We start from the raw sequence: 20,486 nt of genomic DNA, 5'->3' as shown, positions 1-20,486 counted from the left end.
ATGCGGAGAGGTGCGTACGGGCACGCGGCTCAGCCCCCCGAAGCCGAGGTCGAGGCCGAAGCCGAAGCCGAGGCCGAAGCCGGCGCCGACTCCGGACGCGACCGGTCGGAGGGCGCTTCCGCCGGGGTGCGCCACCAGCGGCGTGACGCCAGCGCGGCCAGCACGGCGCCGCCGGCGTTGACCAGTACGTCGTCCACGGAGGACACCCGGTCGAGCCGCAGGACGTACTGCGCGGTCTCGACCAGGACCGAGCAGCCCGCCCCGAGCGCCAGGACCCGCGGCACGGACGCCACCGCCGCGAACCGCATCGGGGCGAAGAACCCCAGCGACGCGAAGACCAGCAGGTTGCCGACGATCCCGAGCGACCCCATCGTGACCAGGTCCCGCAGCGGCACCAGGCTGACCCGGGCGGGGACCACGCCGGCCCCGCCGCCCGGCATCATGGTCAACCACAGGAACGGCACCGTCCCGTGGACCATGCCCACCTCGGCCAGCGACCTCCGCCACGCCGACGGGACGCCGGCGGCGCGCCGACGGGACGCCAGAGCCCACGCCACCAGCACGGCCAGAGGCAGCGTGACCAGCGTCATGAGCACCACGCCGTTGAACGTGTCGAAGCAACCGTGCCACCGCCCGGCCATGCACCTCGGAGCGGACATCATGAGTGGCCGCCGCATGACGAACAGGACGCTCGCCAGGCCGAGGACCATCAGGCCGAGGAGCACGAACCCGCGCGCGCGACGGGGCGGTGCCGACAGGGGTACGTGATCGTTCATGCCCCCATGGAAGACGGAGGGCCGTTGCGGTGGCGTATGCGATTTTCGATACACCCGCGATACGCGGAATCCCGGCGCCGGACGGAAGACCGTGTGCCGCGTCGTCCGACGGCGGCCCGACCGCTCCCGGCCGTCGAGCCGGCCCCACCGTCCGGCCCGTCTCATACGGGCCACGCCGCTTCTGGGCCAGATGGAGCACCGGGCGAGCAGGCCCCGACGGTGCGTCCGATCCTGGGGCGGACCCTCTGATCCTGGTGTCCGCCCGTCCGGCACCACAGTGAAGGAGCCTCCGTGTCGGCACGCTCTCGAGTCCGTCCCCGCCCACGCGCACGCCTGCGCCTGCCCGTCGTCACCCTGCCCGTCGCCGCCCTGGCCGTGTCCGCGGCGCTCGCCGCCCTGATCCAGCCCGCACAGGCCACGGGCACGCCCCCGGTCCCGGACAGGGCGCTGCAGAAGCAGCTCGACGACCTCGTCCGTACGGCCGGAGGACCGCCCGGAGTGATCACGCTCATGCGGAAGGGCGACCGGACGGAGGTCTACCGGGCGGGCGTCGCCGACACGAGGACCGGCCGCCCGCCCCGTAAGACGGACCACATGCGGATCGCCAGCGTCGCCAAGGCCTTCAGCGGAGCGGTCGCCCTGCGCCTGGTGGACCGGAACGCGCTGGAGCTCGAGGACACGATCGGCGAACTCCTGCCGTCACTGCCCGCCGCATGGCATGGGGTGACCCTCCGCCAACTGCTCCAGCACACCAGCGGACTGCCCGACTTCTCGACGGAGCCCGCGTTCGTCGAGATCCTGCGGGAGGACCCGAGGCACCGCTTCGACTCGCGCCGACTGCTCGACTTCATCGCCGACGAGAAGCTGAGCTTCCCGCCCGGATCGGAGTACCGCTACTCGAACTCCGACAACATCGCTGTCGCACTGATGGCCGAGGCGGCCACGGGGGAGCGGTACGAGCGGTTGCTGGAGGAACTCGTGTACCAGCCCCTCGACCTGCGGCGGACCAGCCTGCCCCAGGGCTACCGACTGCCGAGACCGTACCTGCACGGCTACGACGTGACGCCGCCCGCCCCGCCCGAGGACGTCAGCGAGGTCATCGGCGCGTCGGGCGTCTGGGCCTCCGGCGGCATCGTCTCGACGCCCGAGGACCTCAACGACTTCATCCGCGCCTGGGCCGGCGGACGCGGCTTCCTGTCGAAGGAGACCCGCCACGAACAGCGGAAGTTCATCCCCGGCGCCGCATCGGAGCCCGCCGGCCCCGGCGTCAACGCGGGCGGACTGGCGATCTTCCGCTACAAGACACGGTGCGGCACGGTCTACGGGCACACCGGCAACTTCCCGGGCTACACCCAGTTCGCGGCCGGCACGGCGGACGGCAAGCGGGCCCTCACCTTCTCGATCACCACCCAGACCAGCAAGAGCATCAAGCCGGAGCTGCTGGCCAAGGTCCGCTCCATCCAGGAGGACTTCGTCTGCGCGCTGCTGCGCCACTGACACCGCCCTGGCCGGGCCGGGGAAAGAGCGGGCGCACGGCGCCACGACCGCCGCCGCCCGCGGAACACGGCGGCTCCCGGGCCCGGCCGAGGGTTCCACGCGCAAGGCCCGGCCCGGCTCAGCCCACCAGATCCGGGGCACGCAGCATCTCGGGCGGGACGCCCCACGCGTCGACGAGGTCGACCGCGAGGGGCCGGACCTTGCGGCAGAGGTCGTTCACCTCACGGCTGATCGCTTTGGAACGCTGCACGGTCAGCCGGCCGTGCTCCATGAACCAGGCCCGGTCCGCCTCGATCGTGGACAGCGCGAACAGGTCGCACAGCAGGGCCAGCGCCGCCTTCTCGTCGCCCTCGGGCATCGCGCGCACCTTGTCGACGAAGGCCTCGGTCACCAGCCGCTCCACGTGCGCGCGGGCGAGCGCGATGACGTGGTCCTGCACCTGCGAGAAGACGACGCCGGGATCGCGCTTCTGGTCGATCCCGCGTTTGATCCGGCGGGCCAGACCGGCGAGCATGTGCTCCTCCCGGAAGCGGACCATGGCGAGCTGGTACTCCGGGTCGAGCAGACCGGCTTCCCGGTCCCACTCGTCGCCGCCGGGCAGCAGGTCGCGCACCCGCTCGAGCAGCTTGTGGGCGGAGGTCCGCTCGATGACCGTCTCGACGGCGAGGCCGGTGACGTAGCGGACCACGCCGAACTGGTCGAGGTCCTCGAACTCGCTCGCGTGATCGGTGAGCAGCCCCTTGGCCACGAGCTGCAGCAGGACGTGGTTGTCGCCCTCGAAGGTGGTGAAGACGTCACTGTCGCTCTTGAGCGCGGCGAACCGGTTGACGGCGAGGTAGCCGGCGCCGCCGCACGCCTCCCGGCACTCCTGGACGACCCGGGTGGCGTGCCAGGTGCCGAGCGCCTTGAGGCCCGCGGCGCGTGACTCGAGCCGCCGGCGCGCCCGCGCGTCGTCCTCGACGCCGGAGAAGACGTCGTGCAGCTGCGAGCGCACCACGTCCTGCGCGAAGTGCAAGGCGTACGTCCGGGCGACGAGCGGCAGCAACCGGCGCTGGTGCAGGCCGTAATCGAGGAGCGGCTGCTCCTCGGCGCCCGGGGCCGCCGCGAACTGCCGCCGCCGCACCGCGTACTTGGTGGCCACCGCCAGGGCGACCTTGGCGACGCCGATCCCGGCACCGGCGACGCTGACCCGGCCCTGTACGAGCGTGCCCAGCATGGTGAAGAAGCGCCGGTCGGGGTTCTCGATCGAGCTCTCGTAGACGCCTTCGGGGCTGACGTCGGCGAACCTGTTGAGGAGCGCCTCGCGCGGCACACGTACACCGTCGAACCGGATGCGGCCGTTGTCCACGCCGTTGAGACCCATCTTGCGGCCGTCGTCCTCGATCCGGACGCCCGGCGCCACCTCGCCGCCGACCCGGACGGGCACGACGAAGGCGTGCACGCCCTCGGCCTTTCCTCCCACTTCCAACTGGGCGAAGACGACCGCCAGTTCGGCGTGACGGGCCGCGTTGCCGATGTAGTCCTTGCGCGCCTGGTCGCCGTGGGTGGTGACGACGAACTCCTGACGTGCGGCGTCGTACCGCGCGACGGTGCCGAGAGCCTGCACGTTGGAGCCGTGGCCGGTCTCGGTCATCGCGAAGCAGCCCATCAGCTCGCCGGTGATGAGGCCCGGCAGATAGGCGTCGTGGTGGCGTTCGGTGCCCAGGTGCAGGATCGCGCCGCCGAAGAGCCCGAACTGCACCCCGACCTTCACCAGCACCGACAGGTCACCGAAGGCCAGCGTCTCGAACGCGGCGATCGAGGCGCCGACGTCGCCGCCCCCGCCGTACGTCTCGGGGAATCCCCAACCGGTCTGGCCCGTCGCGGCCATCTCGACGACGACCTCGCGCACCCGCTCGCGGAACGCGTCCACGCCGAGGTCGTCGGCCTCTTCGAGGACGGAGGCGTACGTCACCAGGTTGTCCCGGACGAGGCCGCGGACCTCGGCGTACTCGCCGTCGAGCACAGCGGCGAGTGTCGGGACGTCGATGACGGGCCGTGCGTAGCCGGTCGCAGGGGGGGACGCGTTGTCGGTGGCCATGCCACTTCGCTACCCCGCCGAGAAAGGATCAACCGGGGCACGAGCCCGTGCGGACCGTGGCGGCGATCGGCCGTCACGCGACCGGGGCAGCCGGCGGCCCCGTGAAGCGGCGGCCGCGACGCCGAGAGGACAGCCGAGCACCACGCACACCTCACCCCTTCGGCCCCCTCGCCCCGCGCACTGCCGATTGTCGGACCCCCTCCGTAGGCGTGACTCACGCGCGGAAAAGCCGGGCTCCGGCCCGGCCGGTGGAGCGGTCGGCGGTGACGTGGCAGGTGACGTGACAGCGGAGCGGAGATGCGACAGGGTCCCGGACACACGGGGGACGACACCGAGGGACCGTGCCCCGGGTGGGCGCACGTCCTTCGGGATCCGGCCCGGGCGGGCGGCCGGGGCCGACCGGATCGTCCCGGGGCTCTCCAGCGGCCGCGACATGGCCTGTGCGTACTGCTACGTCCCGCGCCGAAAGGGTTTCGCCCATCCCGTCGCGCATCGTCGCCGCCTGTCGCCCAGGACGCCGTTGTCACCGATGTCCGTCCCACCGGCGCAAGACCGCCACCAGAGGAAGGTGAGCCGTATGAGCGCTCCGGACGAGCCCGATCGGACGGGGGAGCCGGTTCCCCGGGACCCGCAGAACCAGCAGGCAGCGCCGGGAGAGGACCCCTTGACGATGCCTGTTCCGGACCGGCCCGGCAGCGAGGCGCCCGATACCGACGTGGCGGGCACCGGCAGGCGGGACCATGCCGACGGCGACGCCGATCCGGAGGGGCATGAGGATTCCGCCATGGACGAGCCGGTGGACTGACGGCCCGGCGCCGACGTCACTCCTGACACAGGTGCGCGCCCCGCCCCGGACCACGGCAAAGCTTCCCCCGGTAAAAGCTTCCTCCGGCAGAAGTGTTCCCGGGGAAATCTTCCCAGGGGGTCTCCGCCGGAATCAGTCGTGGCCGGGACACGCCGCGCTGCGGCTCAAGCCGGGTCGGTCGGAGGGACAGGCACCGTCGGGTCCGCGGCGAGCGCGTCCCAGGGGGCCGGCGCGGTCCGGTCCGTCCACGCGGCCAGCGCTTCACCGTCCACGCAGACGATCCCGCAGGTGGCCGCGTACTCGACAGCGGGCGCCGTGAAGGCGCTGGTGGTCACGACGACGGCCACGTCCGCTTCGTGGATGGTGAAGCAGGTGCCGCCGAACCTCTGCAGGTCCTGGGAGCCGACGTGGTTGTCCTCCGCGTAGTGCTTGCACTGGAGTACGACACGTCGGCCGTTCATGGTCACCGCGATCACGTCGGCGCCCAGGTCGCCCGCTCCACCGACCACTTCCACGGCGGTGCAGCCGTCCCGTACGCAGAGCGCGGCGACCGTGTGCTCGAAGCCGTCGGCGTCGACAGCCGCGTGGTCCAAGGCCTCCGCCCCGATGTCGGGCACGTCCGCGACGCCGGCCGGACCGCCCGGAACGCCGACGGGACGAAGGCTCTCGCGGTTCCGGACGGGCACCGTGCCCCTCCTGGTCACCGCCAGGCCGACGGCGAGCACTCCCAGGGCGGCGAACGCGAGGAGCACGACGACCGGCACCCCCGATCCGCGGCTCCCCGCCACGTCGGCGGTCCTGAGGAAGACGGCCAGACCGCCGACGCATATCCCTACGAGTCCCACCGCCAGCACCAGATCGCGCCCGACGGCCGCGGAACGACGCCCGGCCGTGTTTCCGTCCTCCCCGGTCGCCTTCATCAGGGCCCTCCCTCACGCGTCGACGGCTCACACACACCACGGCCGCGGCCCGGTGAGGGGCCGCGGTCCGCGTCGGTATCGGTATCGGTATCGGTATCGGTCAGCGGGGTCGGTACTGCGGCATCCCTCGGAGACGTCGATGTCCCGACGAACGTCGCGTATCCGCGAAGGCGCTCACGAAACCTGGCGGCCGGGAGGAAGAGGCCAGGGCTCCGTGGCTCCGGGACCGTGGCCGTGCGTCCGCAGCCCCCGTCCGGCCTGCCGAAGCCCTCCGGCGATCCGGGCTGGTCCTCGCCCTCTGCGCTGCCCGCGGAGGCGGGGACTTCGCGAATCCGTCGGGCGCGAAGAGCCTACGCAGGCCGCGTCGAGGTCAGGACGCCGATCTTGTCGATGCGGTGTTCGGGGTTGTTCTGGGCGTCCCGCCAGAAGTTTCCCGCCGCGTTGTCCTCCGGCGTCGCACAGGTGGAGAGAGTGATCATGGCCCGGGTGGGCTTCTCGCCCGGCTCACCCGGCACCGCGGCCCGCTGCTCGGCGAGCGAGCGGGCCGAGCGGAAGGACGTGGTCCGGCTCTCGACGATCTCGTACGTGTAGACGGTGCCCTCAGCGGTGATGTGCACCTGGTCACCCACCTCGACCGACGGCAGCTCCCGCAGGGGGCCGCCTGCTGAGAGCCGGTGGGCGGTCACCAGATAGTTGCCGATCTCGCCGGGCCCCACGCCGCCGCGCTTGCCGTAGGGGCTCGCCGCCACGCCACGGTCCTGGATGCGGGTGCCCGCCGCGTCGTCGGTCGTGCCCTCGTACGGCACGATGTCCAGATTCTCGACACCGATCGACGGTATGGACGCCTCGGCGGCGACAGGCCCCCGCGGCGAGGGGGGCGACGGCGTGACCGGAGTGACCGGGGGTGTGGTCGAAGGAGCCTCGGGCGAAGGAGCCGACGACGTGGCCGACGAGACCGCCGACGCCGGGCCGTGCGCTCCCGCGGGCGCGCCGCCACCGTCCGCGCAGCCGGCCGGCGCGACGACGGCCACGACCACTGCGGCGACCAGGGCCCAGCGGGAGCTCCGGCCTCTGATCACGCCCTTCTCAAGGCACGCACCGCGATGGGCACCCATACCCCAAGGATGGCCCACTTCCCACGGCCCGGCACCCACGGCCGGCCGGCACGGGAACGTCTGTTCGTCGAACGGGTAAGCATCGTGGAGGCGGCATGTCGCCCGGTGGAACGCATCGGACGGGCCTGCGGTGCGAAGCCGAGCAAGCCCGACCTCGCGCGCAGGACGGACGTGCGCCCACGTCGCCACCACGGGGCGGACGTCGAAGTCCTCCGTGATCCGAGGCGTCCCGGCAGCGCGTGGAGCTTCGAGCAAGGTCACAAGGAGAGGAGACGTGCGACGATTCGCCTGCCGGCAGGGAGCGAAGCCACGAGCGGGGCCACAGGCCGATGGAGTACGTCAATCTCGATGCGCGGGCCGGCGACCGGTCAGGGATCTTGGACCCGGCTCGCTACCTGGAGCACCTGCCCTCGATCTCCGGTGATCTGCCACCCGGTGCCCGAGCCTTCGCCACGGACACGGTCACTACGACTTCCACGGCAGGCGATGCGTGAACGCCCTGACACTTCAAGGCATCCGGGACGCCGGCGGTGATGAGATCGGGATCGAGTTCCGGCACGACTGTTGGAAGCGCGATCAGGATTTGGTCATCCACTGCGCGGGCGTGGCCAGCTTCGTCATCGACCCCACCGGCACCGACGGAGGGACGCACCCGGTCGCCGTTGCCGTCGGCGTCGATCGGGCGATCAAAGGGCGACGGCCCGCCGTTGCTTCTCCGGTCCGGATCGAACCCCTCCGCAAGCGCGTCCTGCTCTGCTCGTGAAGCGCAGATCAGGTCACATCATCAAGGAGCCCGAAGCCTTCCGGGAAGCCTTCCAGGAACTCGCGCCGCGCCGGGTCGGACTCGGTTTCGGCCATTGCCCCCAGCGGGTCGGTCGATTCGCTCCGCCGAGTGCATGGGCATCAAGGCGGACTCCCGGCAGGTCGCGGCAACAGGTCGACCGTCCCACCGCACACCGCTGTCATCCCCCGTGGCCGGCCCTCCACGGGGAGGGCCGACGCCGTGTCAGGTCGCGCCGCTCCCCATCATTACGTTGCCAGCCACATATCCTGGAGCTACTCTTATGTGGCCGGCCACGTACATGGTCGGCTGGGGTCCGCACCAGGAGCTGACCTTGTCCGTTTCCGTTGACGCTGCAGCCCGCTCGATCACGGAGGAAGAAACTCATGTCCATGACCTACCTCGCCCAGCGCGAAGACCAGCAGAAGCTCGAGTGGATCGACGGGGGAACGTTCTCCGTCCTGCTCGACAAGGAGGCCACCGACGGGCAGCTGACGGTCGGCCGGTTCGAGGTCGCCAGAGGGGAGGCTCCGCCCTTTCACCTGCATACGCGCGAGGACGAGATCTTCATGCTGCTCAAGGGGTCGGCCCTGGTGTGGTCGGGGGACGAGGAGAGCGAGCTGCGCGAGGGCGGGATCGTCTACCTGCCGCGCAACGTCCCGCACTCCTACCGCATCACCTCCGACCGCGCCGACCTGCTGATGATCGCCACCCCCGGCGGGATCGAGGGGATGTTCCGCCACGCCGGACGCGACCTCACCACCCCCAGGCCCGACGGGTTCGCCATCCCCAAGTCGCTCCTCGCCGAGGCCGCCGAACTGTACGGCGGTGTCGTCCTCGGCCCTCCCCGCTGACCCCGTACAAGCGGCCCTTGCCCGGCCGACACCGCCTCCTGAGGACGACAGACATGACCACCCACGCACCCGACGACCGTTTCCCCAGCGCCGTCCACGACGGCCGGCTCAGCTACACGCTCTTCCAGCTCGCCCGCGCCCACCGCGGCTACGCGGCTTCCATGCTCCGCGAGATGAACCTGCACCCAGGTCAGGAACTCCTGCTCATGCAGCTTTTCGACAAGGAAGGGCGGACGCAGTCCGAACTCCTCGAAGCCGTGGGCCTGGACCACTCCACCGTCTCCAAATCGCTGCGAAGGATGCAGGAGGCCGGACTGCTCACCCGGGAGCCGGCCGAACACGACCGGCGGGCGGTGATCGTCAGACTCACCGACAAGGGCCGCAGCATGGAGAAGCCCATCGCCGCCATGTGGAAGGCGCTGGAGGAGACTTCCGCGAAGAACCTGGGCAAGGAGGAGATCGAAGCCTTCGTCGCCATCGCCCAGATCATCACGAGGACCCTCACCGAACGCGAAGGGTCGGCCCCCGCCACCGGCGGAGCTCCGGTGGCCTGACCGCGCGAGGCGGGAACCGCGAGCCTTCCCGGCCGTCCGCGAGTACGTCTCCTGAAAGCCGCGAGGCCCGACGGTCGACCCGGACCACCGACTGCGCGACGAACGCGATCGCCCGGCGGCCGATCGTCGGTGAAGGGGTCCGCAAGGGTGGACGGTCCGAAGGCTTCGAGGGTGCGTTCCTCGTACGGCTCCGGCCATGAGCCGCGGATCCTTCGAACCGGGCGTGAGGGGCCGCCACGGCCCCCCTCGGCCCGTGCGGAGTTGACGACGTCGTCGTAGAGCTCGGCCCGCAGGATCGGGATGTCGTCCTCGTGGCGGGCCCTGAGCCCGACCTTGTCACCCCTGAGCACGCAAGCTTCCTGTCCGACCCGGCTCGTCGGCCGCAAACCGACGAGAACTCCTGGAGAGTGTTCCCGCTCGGGTTCGGGGACCGCGGGAACGAGGGCCCGGAGGCAGTGGCCGTCCGCGTGCGTGACCGGCGGAGGCCGTGAGCGTCGCCGGGGCCGAGTGGAACGCGAACCGTACGACGGGGCAGCCGACGCTGACGCTCCGGTCCCCATGGGATCATCTTGCCCACGGCCCCGGGGGTGCCCGGTGCAGCCGTCCCTTCGGCCAAGGGACGGGCGGGGTTCGACCGGAGCGAGGGGACATGGGGCATGGGATACACCGGACCTGTGGAAGCGGACCAGGAGCGTAAGCGTTCCGAGCGGGTGACCGAAGGGCTGGTCGTCGCCGTGGCGTCGGTCCTCTCGCTCGGCCTGCTGGCCGGACCGACAGCCGTTCTCGGCATGCCGGCCTGGCACCTGGTCACCGATACCGGTGTCACCGCGTTCGGCCGACTCCTGGCGCCGCTGATCTGCCTCGCCCTCGTGGCGTCGCCGCTCGTCCTGGCCCTCGTGGCGTTCCGCTCGCGACGGCGCGAGGGCGGGACGCGGCTGACGGCGGCGGTCCCGGCAGTGCTGACACTGCTCGGCGCGTCCGTCGTGCCGCTCGCGGCGCTGTTCCTGATCGTCGTGTACGCGAACTGACCTCGGCGACGACAGACGACACCCGCCCCGCCCCCGCCGCTTGCGAGCGGCTTCGGCGGGAACTACGACGGCGCGACGACGGGGGCGGTGTCCGGCCCGTCGGCGTCCGGTTCCTGCCGGGGGGTGGCGAGTTGTTCGCGTACGTAGTTCCAGACCACCGCGATCAGCGCGGCCGCGGGTACCGCGAGAAGGCTGCCCACGATGCCGGCCAGGCTGCCGCCCAGCGTCACGGCCAGCAGGACGACCGCCGCGTGCAGGCCGAGGCCGCGGCTCTGGATCATGGGCTGGAACACGTTGCCCTCCAGCTGCTGCACCACGACGATGATCGCCAGCACGAGCAGCGCGTCGGTCAGGCCGTTCGACACCAGCGCGATGAGGACCGCGACCAGGCCGGCGAAGAGGGCCCCCACGATGGGCACGAAGGCGGAGACGAAGGTCAGCACGGCCAGGGGGAGCACCAGCGGTACGTCGAGGAGCCACAGACCCAGGCCGATGAAGCCGGCGTCGAGCAGGCCGACGAACGCCTGCGAGCGTACGAACGCGCCCAGGGTCTCCCAGCCGCGCGCGGCCACGACAGGGACGTCGGTGGCCAGGCGGCCGGGAAGCTGGCGGGTGAGCCACGGCAGGAAACGCGGCCCGTCCTTGAGGAAGAAGAACATCAGGAAGAGCGCGAGGACGGCCGTGACGAGACCACTGAACACGGTGCTCACGCCCGACACGACGGTGGTGACCATGCTGCCGACACTGTCCTGGATCCGGGCGATCGCGGCGTCGAAGGCGCCGGAGATCTGGTCGTCCCCGATGTTCAACGGCGGTCCGGCGGCCCACTCGCGCACTTTCTGCATGCCTTCGACCACACCGTCGGCGAGCTCTCCGGACTGGGACGCCACCGGCACCGCGATCAGCGCGACGACACCCGCGACCACCAAGAGGAAAAGTACGGTGACCACGGCCGCGGCCAGGGCTGGCGCCCAGCCGATCTTGCGCAGAAAACGGGTGAGGGGCCAGGTCATGGTGGTGAGGAACAGGGCCACTATGAGCGGCCAGACGACCGACCACATGCGGCCCAGGATCCACAGGGCCACTGCTGCCATCAGCAGGACCAGCAACGACTCGGCGGAGACGCGTGCCGCTCTGCGTAGCGCGGCGGCGGTTTTCGTGGAACTCAGCATGTCAGACATGGGGTTCACCCTATTGTTGTCTGCCGCCCGGCCGGATATCGCCCGCACCGTACCTCCGAGACCGCGCGCGGCGGCGGGACCGGCGGGGCTCGCGACGGGCTGGAGACGTACGTGCTCCAGCTATGGCGGGCCGGGGACTGCTGACCCGAAAAGGAGTCGCAGGCCGTCGACGACGGCCGGCTCGTGCGCCGGACGGACTACGAGTTCCTGACGTCGCCGCAGGCCCGTGAGGTTCTCCGGCAGGAGGACATCACCGTGATCGACTACCGGACGATTCAGCGGGTCTGGTCCCGGAGAACGAGCCCTCGATCCGGCCTTCACCGCTCGGTACCGCTCGGTACCGCTCGGTTCCGCTCGGTTCCGAGGAACATGGACCTCGGGGTTGAAGCTGCCGCTACGGCAGCTCCTACCGTCGTGACCAGGGCCGGAAAGACCGGCCCGGTGATGCAGCGTGCAGGAGCGGTGATGGACTGGCCGATCGCGGAGGTGGCCCGGATGTCGGGCGTGACCGCCCGGACCCTGCGGCACTACGACGAGATCGGCCTCCTGCCGCCGGCCAGGACCGGCGCCAACGGTCACCGCTACTACGGGGAGCGGCAGCTTCTGCTGCTGCAGCAGATCCTCGTGCTGCGGGCGCTGGGCGTGGGGCTGCCGGAGATCGGCCGGATCCTGTCCGAGCGGGTCGACGAGGTGGATGCCCTGCGGGGTCACCACCGCCGGCTGCTCGCGGAGCGGGACCGGCTCGAAGCCCTGGCCGGCACCGTCTCCCGCACGATCGCCGAACTGGAGCGATCCAGGAAGGACGGACACCCCATGTCCATCAGTCGACCCGAGAACCTGTTCGAGGGCGTCGAGCCCTCCCAGTACGAGGAGAACATGCGCGACTTTCCCGAACTCGCCCAGGAGGTCGGACGGCGCGCCGCCACGATGAGCCGGACCGACGCCGACGCCGCGCACCGTGCGCGGACCGCGCAGATGATCCGGCTGGCCGAACTCATGGCAGCGGGCCACACGGCCGACGCCGAGCCGGCACAGGCCGAGATCGATGCCCAGTACCGGACGCTGAGCGAGCTGCGAGCCGTCTCCGCCGAGGAGTACCGGGCCATCGGGCGTGCCTGCGTGGGCAACGACACCTGGCGCACCGCGTACGAGGCGATCGCCCCGGGGCTGGCCGTGTACCAGCGCGACGCCATCGAGGCCTACGTCACCACCCGGCTGAACTGAGCCGCACCCCGACGCCGTCGTGGGAACGCCCCGCGATGGCGTCGGCCGCGTGTCCTCGCCGGCGAGCGATGCCTGACCTCATGAGCCGACGGCTCGCCCGCGAGCCCACCGCGACACCTGATGTCCGAACTCCCGGCGCGTCAAGGGAACGGGTGGGACCGCCGGCTCGGTCCGGGAGGGGCGAAGCTCACCCCGTTCTCGTCGAGTGCGTTGAAGACGGTCACGCGACCCGTCTCGAAGGTGAAGCCGATGTCGACGTTGCCCTGAGCCACGTCCCTGCCCGTCCATTCGAGCAGTTCGGCGCCCTTGAGCGGCAGCCCCCGCAGGGCCTGGAGCCCGGGAAGGGGTTCGGGGCGCCACCGCAGGTCGAAGCCGGGCCACCGGACCGGACGGGTGGGGTCGATCGTGTTCCACGTGAGGGAGAGATCGCCGAGCTTCCGATGGTTGATCTCGACCTGCTCGCCGTCGAAGTCGAACAGCACCGGGCAGTCGCAGAACCACTCGTCGTCCCTGAGGTCCCAGACCATCCAGACTCTCGTGAGCGTCCGGCCGGCAAGGGCACGCAGACGGTTCCCGTGCGCCCGTACGACGTCACTGCGGCCGTCCAGCCATGCCGGCTGGTAGCCCGCGATGCCGAAATCGAACATGACGTCATCCTGTCGGAGGAGCGCCCCTCCTCGGCTCGAAGCGGTCCCGGTCGGCGGTCCCGGAAGGCGATCAGCACGGTTCCTGACCGTCGACCGAGATGCCCAGCCGGGCGGCCACGGTGGTGAGGGCCGTTCCCAGGGGGAGTGCGACCCGGGTGAGGGCGTGCCGGTCGCCACGTGTGGGGTCCCGGTTGACGATCAGTACCGGTGTCCCGGCCTGGGCCGCCTGGCGGACGAACCGGAGCCCGGACATCACGGTCAGGGAGGAGCCGAGGACCAGGAGCGAGGTCGCGTTCCGGACCAGTTCGCGGCAGTGCTCGACCCGTTGCGGGGGGACGGCCTCGCCGAAGAACACCACGTCGGGTTTGAGGATGCCACCGCACACCGTGCAGGGCACCACCCGGAAGTCCCCGACCTGTTCGTCGGTGAGGTCGGCGTCGCCGTCCGGGTTGATCCCGGCCGCGACCGGCTCGAAGCCCGCGTTGGCCTCCTCGAGGCGCCGGGCGAGTTCGCGGCGCGGGCTGAGTGCGCCGCAGGAGAGGCAGACGACCCGGGCGAGACTCCCGTGGAGTTCCACGGCGTCCTCGCTGCCGGCGGCCTGGTGCAGGCCGTCGACGTTCTGGGTGATCACGCCCGAGAGCAGGCCGTGGCGCCCGAAGGCGGCCACGGCCCGGTGCCCGGCGTTGGGGCGGGCGCGGCCGAAGGTGCGCCAGCCGAGGTGGCTGCGCGCCCAGTACCGGCGCCTGGCCCGGGCGTCGGCGGTGAAGTCCTGGTAGGTCATCGGGGTGTGCCGGCTCAGGCTTCCGTCCTCACCCCGGTAGTCGGGGATGCCCGACTCTGTGGAGAGGCCCGCCCCGCTGAGCACCAGCACACCGCCGGTGTCCAGCGCGTCGGCGACAGGGCCCGGGTCCGTGGTGCCCGGTGGCAGGTCCTCGGTGGGGGTCCAGCTCAGAGTGGGGCGCATACGCATGCCGCCAGGGTACGGAACCAGCGGCCCTCAGGCCTTCGGCTCCGCCACGGACCAGCGCGCGGTGGAGCGACCGCCGGTCTTCAGGGGCGGTGACGCCATGCGGTCCGACGCCGAGGGCAACGCCCGGTCGAAAGCGAAGCCGGCGGCCTCAGGCCTGCGGGCGGCGGCTCGGCCCGGCACGGGCGGGCAGCTGAGGGTGACGGCTCAGCCCGACACGGGTCGCTCCGCGGGCGGCGGCTCAGCCCCCAGGTGCGGAAGCAGCCGGTCCGGTGTCAGGGGCAGCTCCCGCAGGCGTACCCCCACCGCGTGGTGCACGGCGTTCGCGATCGCGGCGGCCGTCCCCACGATGCCGATCTCGCCGATCCCCTTGCTGCCCATGGGGTTGAGGTGAGGATCCTCCTCGTCCAGCCAGTGCGCCTCGATCGCCGGCACGTCGGCGCAGACGGGGACGTGGTACGAGGCCAGGTCGCGTTCCGCGAAGTCACCGAACACGGGATCCAGGGTGCTGCCCTCGGTCAGCGCCATGCCGAGCCCCATCGTCATGCCGCCGATGAACTGGGAACGGGCGGTACGCGGGCTGAGCACCCGGCCCGCGGCGAAGACCCCGAGCAGCCGGCGGACCCGTACCTCGCCCGTCACGGTGTCCACCTCGACCTCCGCGAACTGCGCGCCGAAGGCGTGACGCGCGTACGGCGACTCCCGCCCGGCCTCCTCCGCGGTGTCCACCCGCGCCGTGAGCCCCTCGGGCGGGAGCGGGCCCGTGTGCGCGCGCAGCATGCCGGCCAGCGCCGTACAGGCCTTGTGGACCGCCCAGCCCCAGGAGGACGTTCCCGAGGAGCCGCCCGCGAGCGGGGCGCTCGGCAGCGCGCTGCTGCCGAGCTCCACGCGCACCGATGCCGGCGGGACGCCGAGCGCGTCGGCGGCGATCTGCGCGAGGACGGTCCGCGCCCCGGTGCCGATGTCGGTGGCGTTGAGGCGTACGACGTGGTCGCCGCCCGGTACGGCGTGCGCGGAGGCCGTCGAGGGGCTGAGCATGTACGGGTACGTGGCCGAGGCCACTCCGGTGCCGGTCAGCCGGTCGCCGGTCCTCCGTACCCCGGGCCGGGGGTCGCGGTCCGCCCAGCCGAAGAGCCGTGCGCCCTGCCGCAGGCACTCCGCGAGGTTCCTGCTGCTGAACGGTCTGCCGCTGTCGGGTTCCACGTCGGGCTCGTTGCGCAGCCGGAGCTCGACCGGGTCGACGCCGGTGGCGACGGCGAGCTCGTCCATGGCCGCTTCGAGGGCGTACATGCCGGACGCCTCGCCAGGGGCACGCATCCAGGAGGGGGTGGGCACGTCCAGGGCCACCACGCGGTGGCTCGTACGGCTGTGGGGCGAGGTGTACATGATGCGGGCGGGTACGGCCGACTGCTCGACGAACTCCCTGACCGTCGACGTCTGGGTGACGACCTCGTGGGCGAGGGCGCCGATCAGCCCCTCCTCGGAAGCGCCGATGCGGACGCGCTGCACGGTGGGGGCGCGGTGGCCGACGGCGGTGGCCAGTTCGCGGCGGGGGAGGACCAGTCTTACGGGCCGCCCGAGGTGCCGTGCCGCCATCGAGGCGAGGACGACCTGCGGCCGCGGGGTGCCCTTGGAGCCGAAGCCGCCGCCGACGTACGCGGAGACGACCGTGACGCGGTGCCCGGGCACCTGGAGCAGCCCCGCGAGGACGTCCCGTACGGTCGTCGACCCCTGGCTGGAGTCGTACACGGTCAGAGCGCCGTCCTCCCACCACGCCGTGGAGGCGTGCGGTTCCATGGGGTGGTTGTGCTGGGCGGTCATGGTGTACGTCGCGTCGACCCGCACCGGCGACGCGGCGAAGGCCGTGTCGAAGTCGCCGCGCTCGCGCAGGGCCGGGTGGCCGCCGTTCGCCTCCTCGGGGGTGTAGAGCCCGGGATGACCGGCGGGCGGCCCGGGGTCGTGGTCCTCGGCGGCGTACTCGATCCGCAGGTCGTCGGCGGCCGCGCGCGCGTTCTCCGGGGTGTCGGCGACCACGAGGGCGACGTACCAGCCCCGGTGCGGGACGCGTGCGTCCTGGAGCAGCGCCAGGGTCGGGTCCTCGGTCTCGCCGAGCCGGGGCGCGTTCTCGTGGCTCAGGACCGCGTGGACACCGGGCCGCCGCAGGATCTCGTCGGCGTGGACGGCGGTCACCCTGCCACGCGCGACGGTGGCGGGCACGGGCACGGCGTGGACACAGCCGGGCGGAGTGTGCTCGGCGGCGTAGCGCGCCGTGCCGGTCACCTTCTGTCGGGCGTCGCGCCGGACGGCGTCGGCGCCGGACAGGGGCGGGGCCTGGGGCGGGGGAGTCGGGGTCGTGGGAGTCGGGGGCATGACGGTGGCCGGGCCTCCTCAGGGGCGGGACGCGAGATCGGTGAGCACGTGGACGGCGAGGTTGCGGGCGAGCGGCACCTTGAAGCCGTTGTCGCGCAGCGGCTCGGCCGCGGCCAGTTCGGCGTCGGCGGCCCGCGCGTACGTCTCCTCCGTGGCCGGTGCTCCGCGCAGCACCTCCTCGGCCGCGCGGGCCCGCCACGGTCTGTGGGCGAGCCCGCCGAAGGCGAGGGCGGCGTGCCGGACGACGCCGTCCTCCACGGTGAGGACGGCGGCGACGGAGGCCAGCGCGAAGGCGTACGAGGCGCGGTCTCGGGCCTTGCGGTAGGAGCTGTGGGCCCCGGCGGGCGGCGGGAGCGTCACTCCGGTGACGAGCTCGCCTGGCCGGACGACGGTGTCCTGCTCCGGCCGGTCACCGGGCAGCCGGTGGAACTCGGTGACCGGCACGGTGCGGTCGCCGTCGGGTCCGAGCAGGTGCACCCGCGCGTCGAGGGCGGCGAGCGCGACCGCCATGTCCGAGGGGTGCGTGGCGACGCACCGCGCGGAGTGGCCGAGCACCGCGAGGTCGCGGTGAACCCCCTCGCGGGCGGGGCAGCCCGTGCCCGGTTCACGCTTGTTGCAGGGCTTGGAGGTGTCCTGGAAGTACGGGCAGCGGGTGCGCTGGAGGAGGTTGCCGCCGGTGGTGGCCGTGTTGCGGAGCTGTGCGGACGCACCGGAGAGGAGTGCCTGCGACAGCGCGGTGTACCGGGTCCTGACGAGCGGATGGACGGCCAGGTCGCTGTTGCGCACGGTCGCCCCGACGCGCAGACCGCCCTCGGGCGTCTCCTCGACGCCGTCCAGCGGCAGCCGGCTGATGTCGACGAGGAACGGGGGATCGGCCACCCCGAGCTTCATCAGGTCGACGAGATTCGTGCCACCGGCGAGGTACTGGGCGCGGGGGTGGGCCGCGTACGCGGCGAGCGCCTGTTCGGTGCGCTCGGCGCGCAGGTATCCGAAGGGCTTCACGAGGCGGCCTCCTCGACGGCGTCCACGATGGCGTCCACGATGTTCGGGTAGGCGCCGCAGCGGCAGATGTTGCCGCTCATGCGCTCACGGATCTCCTCCGGGGTGAGGGCCGCCGGGCCGTCGCCGTCCGGGCGGTCCGGTGGCGTCAGGGACGAGGGGTGCCCGGCGGCCGCCTCGTCCAGCATGGCCACGGCCGAGCAGATCTGCCCCGGCGTGCAGTAGCCGCACTGGAGGGCGTCCCGGGAGACGAACGCCTCCTGGACCGGATGGAGGCGGTCCGGGCCGGCGAGGCCCTCGACCGTGGTGACGGGCTCGTCGCACGTGACGGCGAGCAGCAGGCAGCTGTTCACCCGTCGCCCGCCCACGAGCACCGTGCAGGCGCCGCACTGCCCGTGGTCGCAGCCCTTCTTCGCTCCGGTGAGGCCCAGGTGCTCGCGCAGGGCGTCCAGGAGGGTCGTGCGGTTGTCGAGACGCACCGTGTGCGTGGTCCCGTTGACCTGGAGCGAGACGGACGACGTGAGGTCCTGGAGTCCCTCCGATCCGCCTTCGCGTACGGCAGCGCTCCCGCTGCTCCCTCCGGTACGGTCCACGGTGCCTGCTCCTCCGACGACGGACGGGACGACCTTCTGCCCGACATCCCCTTCCCCGCCTCCCCCGCCGTATGTCCCCTTGTCCGCCGAACGGCGTAGGGGCCGTCGTCCGACGGACATTTCGCCGCCGGGGCACATCGTCCTTCACCGCCGGGCGTGGAGTGGCGCGCGGCGGGCAGGCGGGTCGCAGGGCACTCGTCCGAGAGCCGGGGAGGCGAATGTGGAGATCTCAGGAGTGATCAGCGCTCTGGTCATCGGAGCGGTCGTCGGCGGGCTGGGGCGCCTCGTCGTCCCGGGGCACGAGCACATCGGAGTGCTGTGGACCCTCGTCGTCGGCATCGCCGCGGCGCTGACGGGTACGGCGATCGCCCGGGTGACGGGCCTCTCCGACACCTCAGGGGTGGACTGGACCGAGTGGCTGGCGCAGGTGCTGTTCGCGGCCCTCGGCGTCGCGGCGCTGTCGCGGGTGAAGGGCCTGCGCTGACCCCGCCCCACAAGTGCCCTGCGTTTCAACCAGTTTGGGCATGGAGTGCCCGGTAACACGTGAAAGGAGAAAGTCATGACCCATTCATCGGAAAGCGGGACGGAGAGCAAGGCGGCGAAGGCGGAGGCGGAACGGCCCCCGCCGGTGACCGAGGTGATTCGAACGGCGATGGAGCAGCTCGCGCTCCTCCTCGACCGGCCGGCGGAGGCCGTCAGCTCCTGCGGACGCGGCGAGGACGGCAACTGGCGCCTGACGGTCGAAGTCCTCGAACTGCCGCGCGTGCCGGACACGATGAGCCTGCTCGCCTCGTACGAGGTCGACGTCGACCACCACGGGCACCTCATCGGCTACCGGCGCACCCGCCGTTACGAGAGGGGGCGCGCGGACCGCCGCTGAGCGAGGCGGCCCCGTCCGTCCCGCACCCGTCCGTCCCGAGACGAGAGGGAGATCGAGAAGAATGACTGTCGTTCCCACCCAGAGCGCTCCGGCCACCTCCGGAGGTGGCTCCAGCGGTCTGTACGACGTACTCGAACTGGTTCTGGACCGTGGCCTGGTGATCGACGCGTTCGTGCGCGTCTCCCTGGTCGGCATCGAGATCCTGAAGATCGACGTACGTGTCGTCGTGGCGAGCGTCGACACCTACCTGAGGTTCGCCGAAGCCTGCAACCGGCTGGACCTGGAGGCCGGTCCGCGCAAGAACCCCGGCCTGCCCGAACTGGTCGGCGACATGACCGAGTCCGGCGCCCGGGGCAAGACCAAGGGCGCGCTCAGCGGCGCCGCCCAGACGATATCCGACGCCCTCCACTCGTCGCGCGACGAGGAACCGGAGGAGAAGAGCAGCAGCGGCGGCGGATCGCGCCGGCGCACCTCGACCCGCCGGGAGGAGAAGGAATGAGCACGTACGTCTACGGCATCGCGCCCGCGGACCGGAAGCTGCCCGACGCCATCGAGGGGATCGGCGACCCCCCGCGGCCCGTACGCACCGTGCGCAGCGGCGACCTGGTCGCTCTGTGCAGCGACGCGCCGTCCGAACTGAAGCCGAAGCGCCGCGACCTGCTGGCGCACCAGCACGTCGTGATCCTGGCCGGCAAGGAGGGCCCCGTGCTGCCCCTGCGGTTCGGCGGGGTCTCGCCCGACGACGAGACCGTCGCCGCCGTCCTCGACGAGCATCACGACCGCTACCTGGAGCGGCTGAGGAAGCTGGACGGCAAGGAGGAGTTCAACGTCAAGGTCTACCACGACGAGGAGGCCGTGCTGCGGGTGGTGCTCGCGGGTGACCCCGGCCTGCTGGCCCGGCACGCCGCCCAGCGCGCGGCGGGCGGGGGCACCCACGAGGAGAGGCTCGCCTTCGGCGAGTTGATGGCGCGGGCCGTCGCCGAGCGGGAGAAGGCCGACGCGGCGCTCGTCGAACAGGCCCTGGCGCCGTACGCGGCGGCGATGGTGCGCGGGCCGGAGGGCAGTGGATGGCTGGCCAATCTGTCGTTCCTGGTGGAACGCGAACGGCAGGACGAGTTCCTGGAGGCCGTGCGCGCCCTCCCGCAGGAGCACGAGCACCTCAAGGAGCAGGTGACGGGACCGCTGCCCGTGTACAGCTTCGTCGAGACGGAGTGA

General features: G+C 71.9%; 21 protein-coding genes and 1 pseudogene. 11 read left to right on the top strand and 11 right to left on the bottom strand.

Annotated elements, in window-relative coordinates:
- Positions 1-29 precede the first annotated feature (29 nt).
- Positions 30-776 (bottom strand): VanZ family protein, encoded by a 747-nt coding sequence (locus ACFWUY_RS26170; RefSeq protein WP_384113952.1) that lies wholly within the window; start codon positions 774-776, stop codon positions 30-32.
- A gap of 291 nt (positions 777-1,067) precedes the next feature.
- On the opposite strand from ACFWUY_RS26170, the gene ACFWUY_RS26165 reads away from it, so the two are divergent.
- On the top strand, positions 1,068-2,273 hold the full coding sequence (locus tag ACFWUY_RS26165; RefSeq protein ID WP_384113949.1) for a serine hydrolase domain-containing protein: 1,206 nt from the start codon (positions 1,068-1,070) through the stop codon (positions 2,271-2,273).
- 118 nt (positions 2,274-2,391) lie between these two features.
- On the opposite strand, the gene ACFWUY_RS26160 is transcribed toward ACFWUY_RS26165, so the two are convergent.
- Positions 2,392-4,353, bottom strand: a complete 1,962-nt coding sequence (locus ACFWUY_RS26160) for an acyl-CoA dehydrogenase (RefSeq protein WP_384113946.1) — start codon at positions 4,351-4,353, stop codon at positions 2,392-2,394.
- A 577-nt stretch (positions 4,354-4,930) separates the two neighbouring features.
- Between ACFWUY_RS26160 and ACFWUY_RS26155 the strand changes: the two genes are divergently transcribed.
- Positions 4,931-5,158: a hypothetical protein gene (locus tag ACFWUY_RS26155; protein ID WP_384113944.1), complete on the top strand. Its 228-nt coding sequence runs from the start codon at positions 4,931-4,933 to the stop codon at positions 5,156-5,158.
- A 164-nt stretch (positions 5,159-5,322) separates the two neighbouring features.
- On the opposite strand, the gene ACFWUY_RS26150 is transcribed toward ACFWUY_RS26155, so the two are convergent.
- Both ACFWUY_RS26150 and ACFWUY_RS26145 read right to left on the bottom strand, forming a co-directional pair.
- Entirely contained in the window at positions 5,323-6,078 is a 756-nt protein-coding gene (locus ACFWUY_RS26150; RefSeq protein WP_384113941.1) for a restriction endonuclease, read from the bottom strand.
- A 350-nt stretch (positions 6,079-6,428) separates the two neighbouring features.
- Positions 6,429-7,157, bottom strand: coding sequence for a class E sortase (locus ACFWUY_RS26145; protein ID WP_384113938.1), 729 nt, complete (start codon positions 7,155-7,157; stop codon positions 6,429-6,431).
- 526 nt (positions 7,158-7,683) lie between these two features.
- On the opposite strand from ACFWUY_RS26145, the gene ACFWUY_RS26140 reads away from it, so the two are divergent.
- The 3 genes from ACFWUY_RS26140 to ACFWUY_RS26130 all read left to right on the top strand — a co-directional run bounded on the left by ACFWUY_RS26140 (position 7,684) and on the right by ACFWUY_RS26130 (position 9,382).
- The gene (locus tag ACFWUY_RS26140; protein ID WP_384113935.1) at positions 7,684-7,956 is read left to right on the top strand and encodes a hypothetical protein; all 273 of its coding nucleotides are present in this window, start codon (positions 7,684-7,686) and stop codon (positions 7,954-7,956) included.
- 404 nt (positions 7,957-8,360) lie between these two features.
- The gene (locus tag ACFWUY_RS26135; RefSeq protein ID WP_384113931.1) at positions 8,361-8,828 is read left to right on the top strand and encodes a cupin domain-containing protein; all 468 of its coding nucleotides are present in this window, start codon (positions 8,361-8,363) and stop codon (positions 8,826-8,828) included.
- A 53-nt stretch (positions 8,829-8,881) separates the two neighbouring features.
- On the top strand, positions 8,882-9,382 hold the full coding sequence (locus ACFWUY_RS26130) for a MarR family winged helix-turn-helix transcriptional regulator (RefSeq protein ID WP_384113928.1): 501 nt from the start codon (positions 8,882-8,884) through the stop codon (positions 9,380-9,382).
- Between the two features lie 195 nt (positions 9,383-9,577).
- Here ACFWUY_RS26130 and ACFWUY_RS26125 read toward each other — a convergent pair.
- Positions 9,578-9,732, bottom strand: a pseudogene (locus ACFWUY_RS26125) (N-acetyltransferase); the annotation flags it as partial.
- Between the two features lie 324 nt (positions 9,733-10,056).
- Here ACFWUY_RS26125 and ACFWUY_RS26120 point away from each other — a divergent pair.
- Positions 10,057-10,410, top strand: coding sequence for a hypothetical protein (locus ACFWUY_RS26120; RefSeq protein WP_384113925.1), 354 nt, complete (start codon positions 10,057-10,059; stop codon positions 10,408-10,410).
- 62 nt (positions 10,411-10,472) lie between these two features.
- On the opposite strand, the gene ACFWUY_RS26115 is transcribed toward ACFWUY_RS26120, so the two are convergent.
- Positions 10,473-11,591, bottom strand: coding sequence for an AI-2E family transporter (locus tag ACFWUY_RS26115; protein ID WP_384113922.1), 1,119 nt, complete (start codon positions 11,589-11,591; stop codon positions 10,473-10,475).
- A 465-nt stretch (positions 11,592-12,056) separates the two neighbouring features.
- Between ACFWUY_RS26115 and ACFWUY_RS26110 the strand changes: the two genes are divergently transcribed.
- The gene (locus ACFWUY_RS26110) at positions 12,057-12,815 is read left to right on the top strand and encodes a MerR family transcriptional regulator (RefSeq protein WP_384113919.1); all 759 of its coding nucleotides are present in this window, start codon (positions 12,057-12,059) and stop codon (positions 12,813-12,815) included.
- Between the two features lie 140 nt (positions 12,816-12,955).
- Here the strand turns inward: ACFWUY_RS26110 and ACFWUY_RS26105 are convergent, their stop codons facing one another.
- The 5 genes from ACFWUY_RS26105 to ACFWUY_RS26085 form a co-directional block, all read right to left on the bottom strand.
- On the bottom strand, positions 12,956-13,462 hold the full coding sequence (locus tag ACFWUY_RS26105) for a hypothetical protein (protein WP_384113916.1): 507 nt from the start codon (positions 13,460-13,462) through the stop codon (positions 12,956-12,958).
- A gap of 70 nt (positions 13,463-13,532) precedes the next feature.
- Positions 13,533-14,432 carry an NAD-dependent protein deacetylase gene (locus ACFWUY_RS26100; RefSeq protein WP_384113913.1) on the bottom strand — a complete coding sequence of 300 codons (900 nt, stop codon included), beginning with the start codon at positions 14,430-14,432 and terminating at the stop codon, positions 13,533-13,535.
- Between the two features lie 204 nt (positions 14,433-14,636).
- Positions 14,637-16,799 (bottom strand): xanthine dehydrogenase family protein molybdopterin-binding subunit, encoded by a 2,163-nt coding sequence (locus ACFWUY_RS26095; RefSeq protein WP_384113911.1) that lies wholly within the window; start codon positions 16,797-16,799, stop codon positions 14,637-14,639.
- Between the two features lie 18 nt (positions 16,800-16,817).
- Entirely contained in the window at positions 16,818-17,801 is a 984-nt protein-coding gene (locus ACFWUY_RS26090) for an FAD binding domain-containing protein (RefSeq protein WP_384113907.1), read from the bottom strand.
- Positions 17,798-18,391, bottom strand: coding sequence for a 2Fe-2S iron-sulfur cluster-binding protein (locus ACFWUY_RS26085; RefSeq protein ID WP_384113904.1), 594 nt, complete (start codon positions 18,389-18,391; stop codon positions 17,798-17,800). The genes ACFWUY_RS26090 and ACFWUY_RS26085 overlap by 4 nt, the downstream gene beginning before the upstream one ends.
- 220 nt (positions 18,392-18,611) lie before the next feature.
- On the opposite strand from ACFWUY_RS26085, the gene ACFWUY_RS26080 reads away from it, so the two are divergent.
- The 4 genes from ACFWUY_RS26080 to ACFWUY_RS26065 all read left to right on the top strand — a co-directional run bounded on the left by ACFWUY_RS26080 (position 18,612) and on the right by ACFWUY_RS26065 (position 20,486).
- The gene (locus ACFWUY_RS26080; RefSeq protein WP_384113901.1) at positions 18,612-18,875 is read left to right on the top strand and encodes a GlsB/YeaQ/YmgE family stress response membrane protein; all 264 of its coding nucleotides are present in this window, start codon (positions 18,612-18,614) and stop codon (positions 18,873-18,875) included.
- A gap of 75 nt (positions 18,876-18,950) precedes the next feature.
- Entirely contained in the window at positions 18,951-19,271 is a 321-nt protein-coding gene (gene gvpO, locus ACFWUY_RS26075; RefSeq protein ID WP_384113898.1) for a gas vesicle protein GvpO, read from the top strand.
- Between the two features lie 61 nt (positions 19,272-19,332).
- Positions 19,333-19,770 (top strand): gas vesicle structural protein GvpA, encoded by a 438-nt coding sequence (locus ACFWUY_RS26070; RefSeq protein WP_384113895.1) that lies wholly within the window; start codon positions 19,333-19,335, stop codon positions 19,768-19,770.
- Positions 19,767-20,486, top strand: a complete 720-nt coding sequence (locus ACFWUY_RS26065) for a GvpL/GvpF family gas vesicle protein (protein WP_384113892.1) — start codon at positions 19,767-19,769, stop codon at positions 20,484-20,486. The genes ACFWUY_RS26070 and ACFWUY_RS26065 overlap by 4 nt, the downstream gene beginning before the upstream one ends.

The organism is Streptomyces sp. NPDC058664, assembly GCF_042716635.1.
GTDB lineage: Bacteria > Actinomycetota > Actinomycetes > Streptomycetales > Streptomycetaceae > Streptomyces.
The sequence above is the reverse complement of the archived record's forward strand: the minus strand, read 5'-3'. Positions and strand labels throughout refer to the sequence as shown.

Bases quoted from the DNA above. Each gene is read 5' to 3' on its own strand.
- ACFWUY_RS26170 (WP_384113952.1), bottom strand. From the start codon at position 776: ATGAACGATCACGTACCCCTGTCGGCACCGCCCCGTCGCGCGCGCGGG.
- ACFWUY_RS26160 (WP_384113946.1), bottom strand. From the start codon at position 4,353: ATGGCCACCGACAACGCGTCCCCCCCTGCGACCGGCTACGCACGGCCC.
- ACFWUY_RS26155 (WP_384113944.1), top strand. From the start codon at position 4,931: ATGAGCGCTCCGGACGAGCCCGATCGGACGGGGGAGCCGGTTCCCCGG.
- ACFWUY_RS26150 (WP_384113941.1), bottom strand. From the start codon at position 6,078: ATGAAGGCGACCGGGGAGGACGGAAACACGGCCGGGCGTCGTTCCGCG.
- ACFWUY_RS26135 (WP_384113931.1), top strand. From the start codon at position 8,361: ATGTCCATGACCTACCTCGCCCAGCGCGAAGACCAGCAGAAGCTCGAG.
- ACFWUY_RS26130 (WP_384113928.1), top strand. From the start codon at position 8,882: ATGACCACCCACGCACCCGACGACCGTTTCCCCAGCGCCGTCCACGAC.
- ACFWUY_RS26115 (WP_384113922.1), bottom strand. From the start codon at position 11,591: ATGTCTGACATGCTGAGTTCCACGAAAACCGCCGCCGCGCTACGCAGA.
- ACFWUY_RS26110 (WP_384113919.1), top strand. From the start codon at position 12,057: ATGGACTGGCCGATCGCGGAGGTGGCCCGGATGTCGGGCGTGACCGCC.
- ACFWUY_RS26105 (WP_384113916.1), bottom strand. From the start codon at position 13,462: ATGTTCGATTTCGGCATCGCGGGCTACCAGCCGGCATGGCTGGACGGC.
- ACFWUY_RS26100 (WP_384113913.1), bottom strand. From the start codon at position 14,432: ATGCGTATGCGCCCCACTCTGAGCTGGACCCCCACCGAGGACCTGCCA.
- ACFWUY_RS26095 (WP_384113911.1), bottom strand. From the start codon at position 16,799: ATGCCCCCGACTCCCACGACCCCGACTCCCCCGCCCCAGGCCCCGCCC.
- gvpO (WP_384113898.1), top strand. From the start codon at position 18,951: ATGACCCATTCATCGGAAAGCGGGACGGAGAGCAAGGCGGCGAAGGCG.
- ACFWUY_RS26070 (WP_384113895.1), top strand. From the start codon at position 19,333: ATGACTGTCGTTCCCACCCAGAGCGCTCCGGCCACCTCCGGAGGTGGC.
- ACFWUY_RS26065 (WP_384113892.1), top strand. From the start codon at position 19,767: ATGAGCACGTACGTCTACGGCATCGCGCCCGCGGACCGGAAGCTGCCC.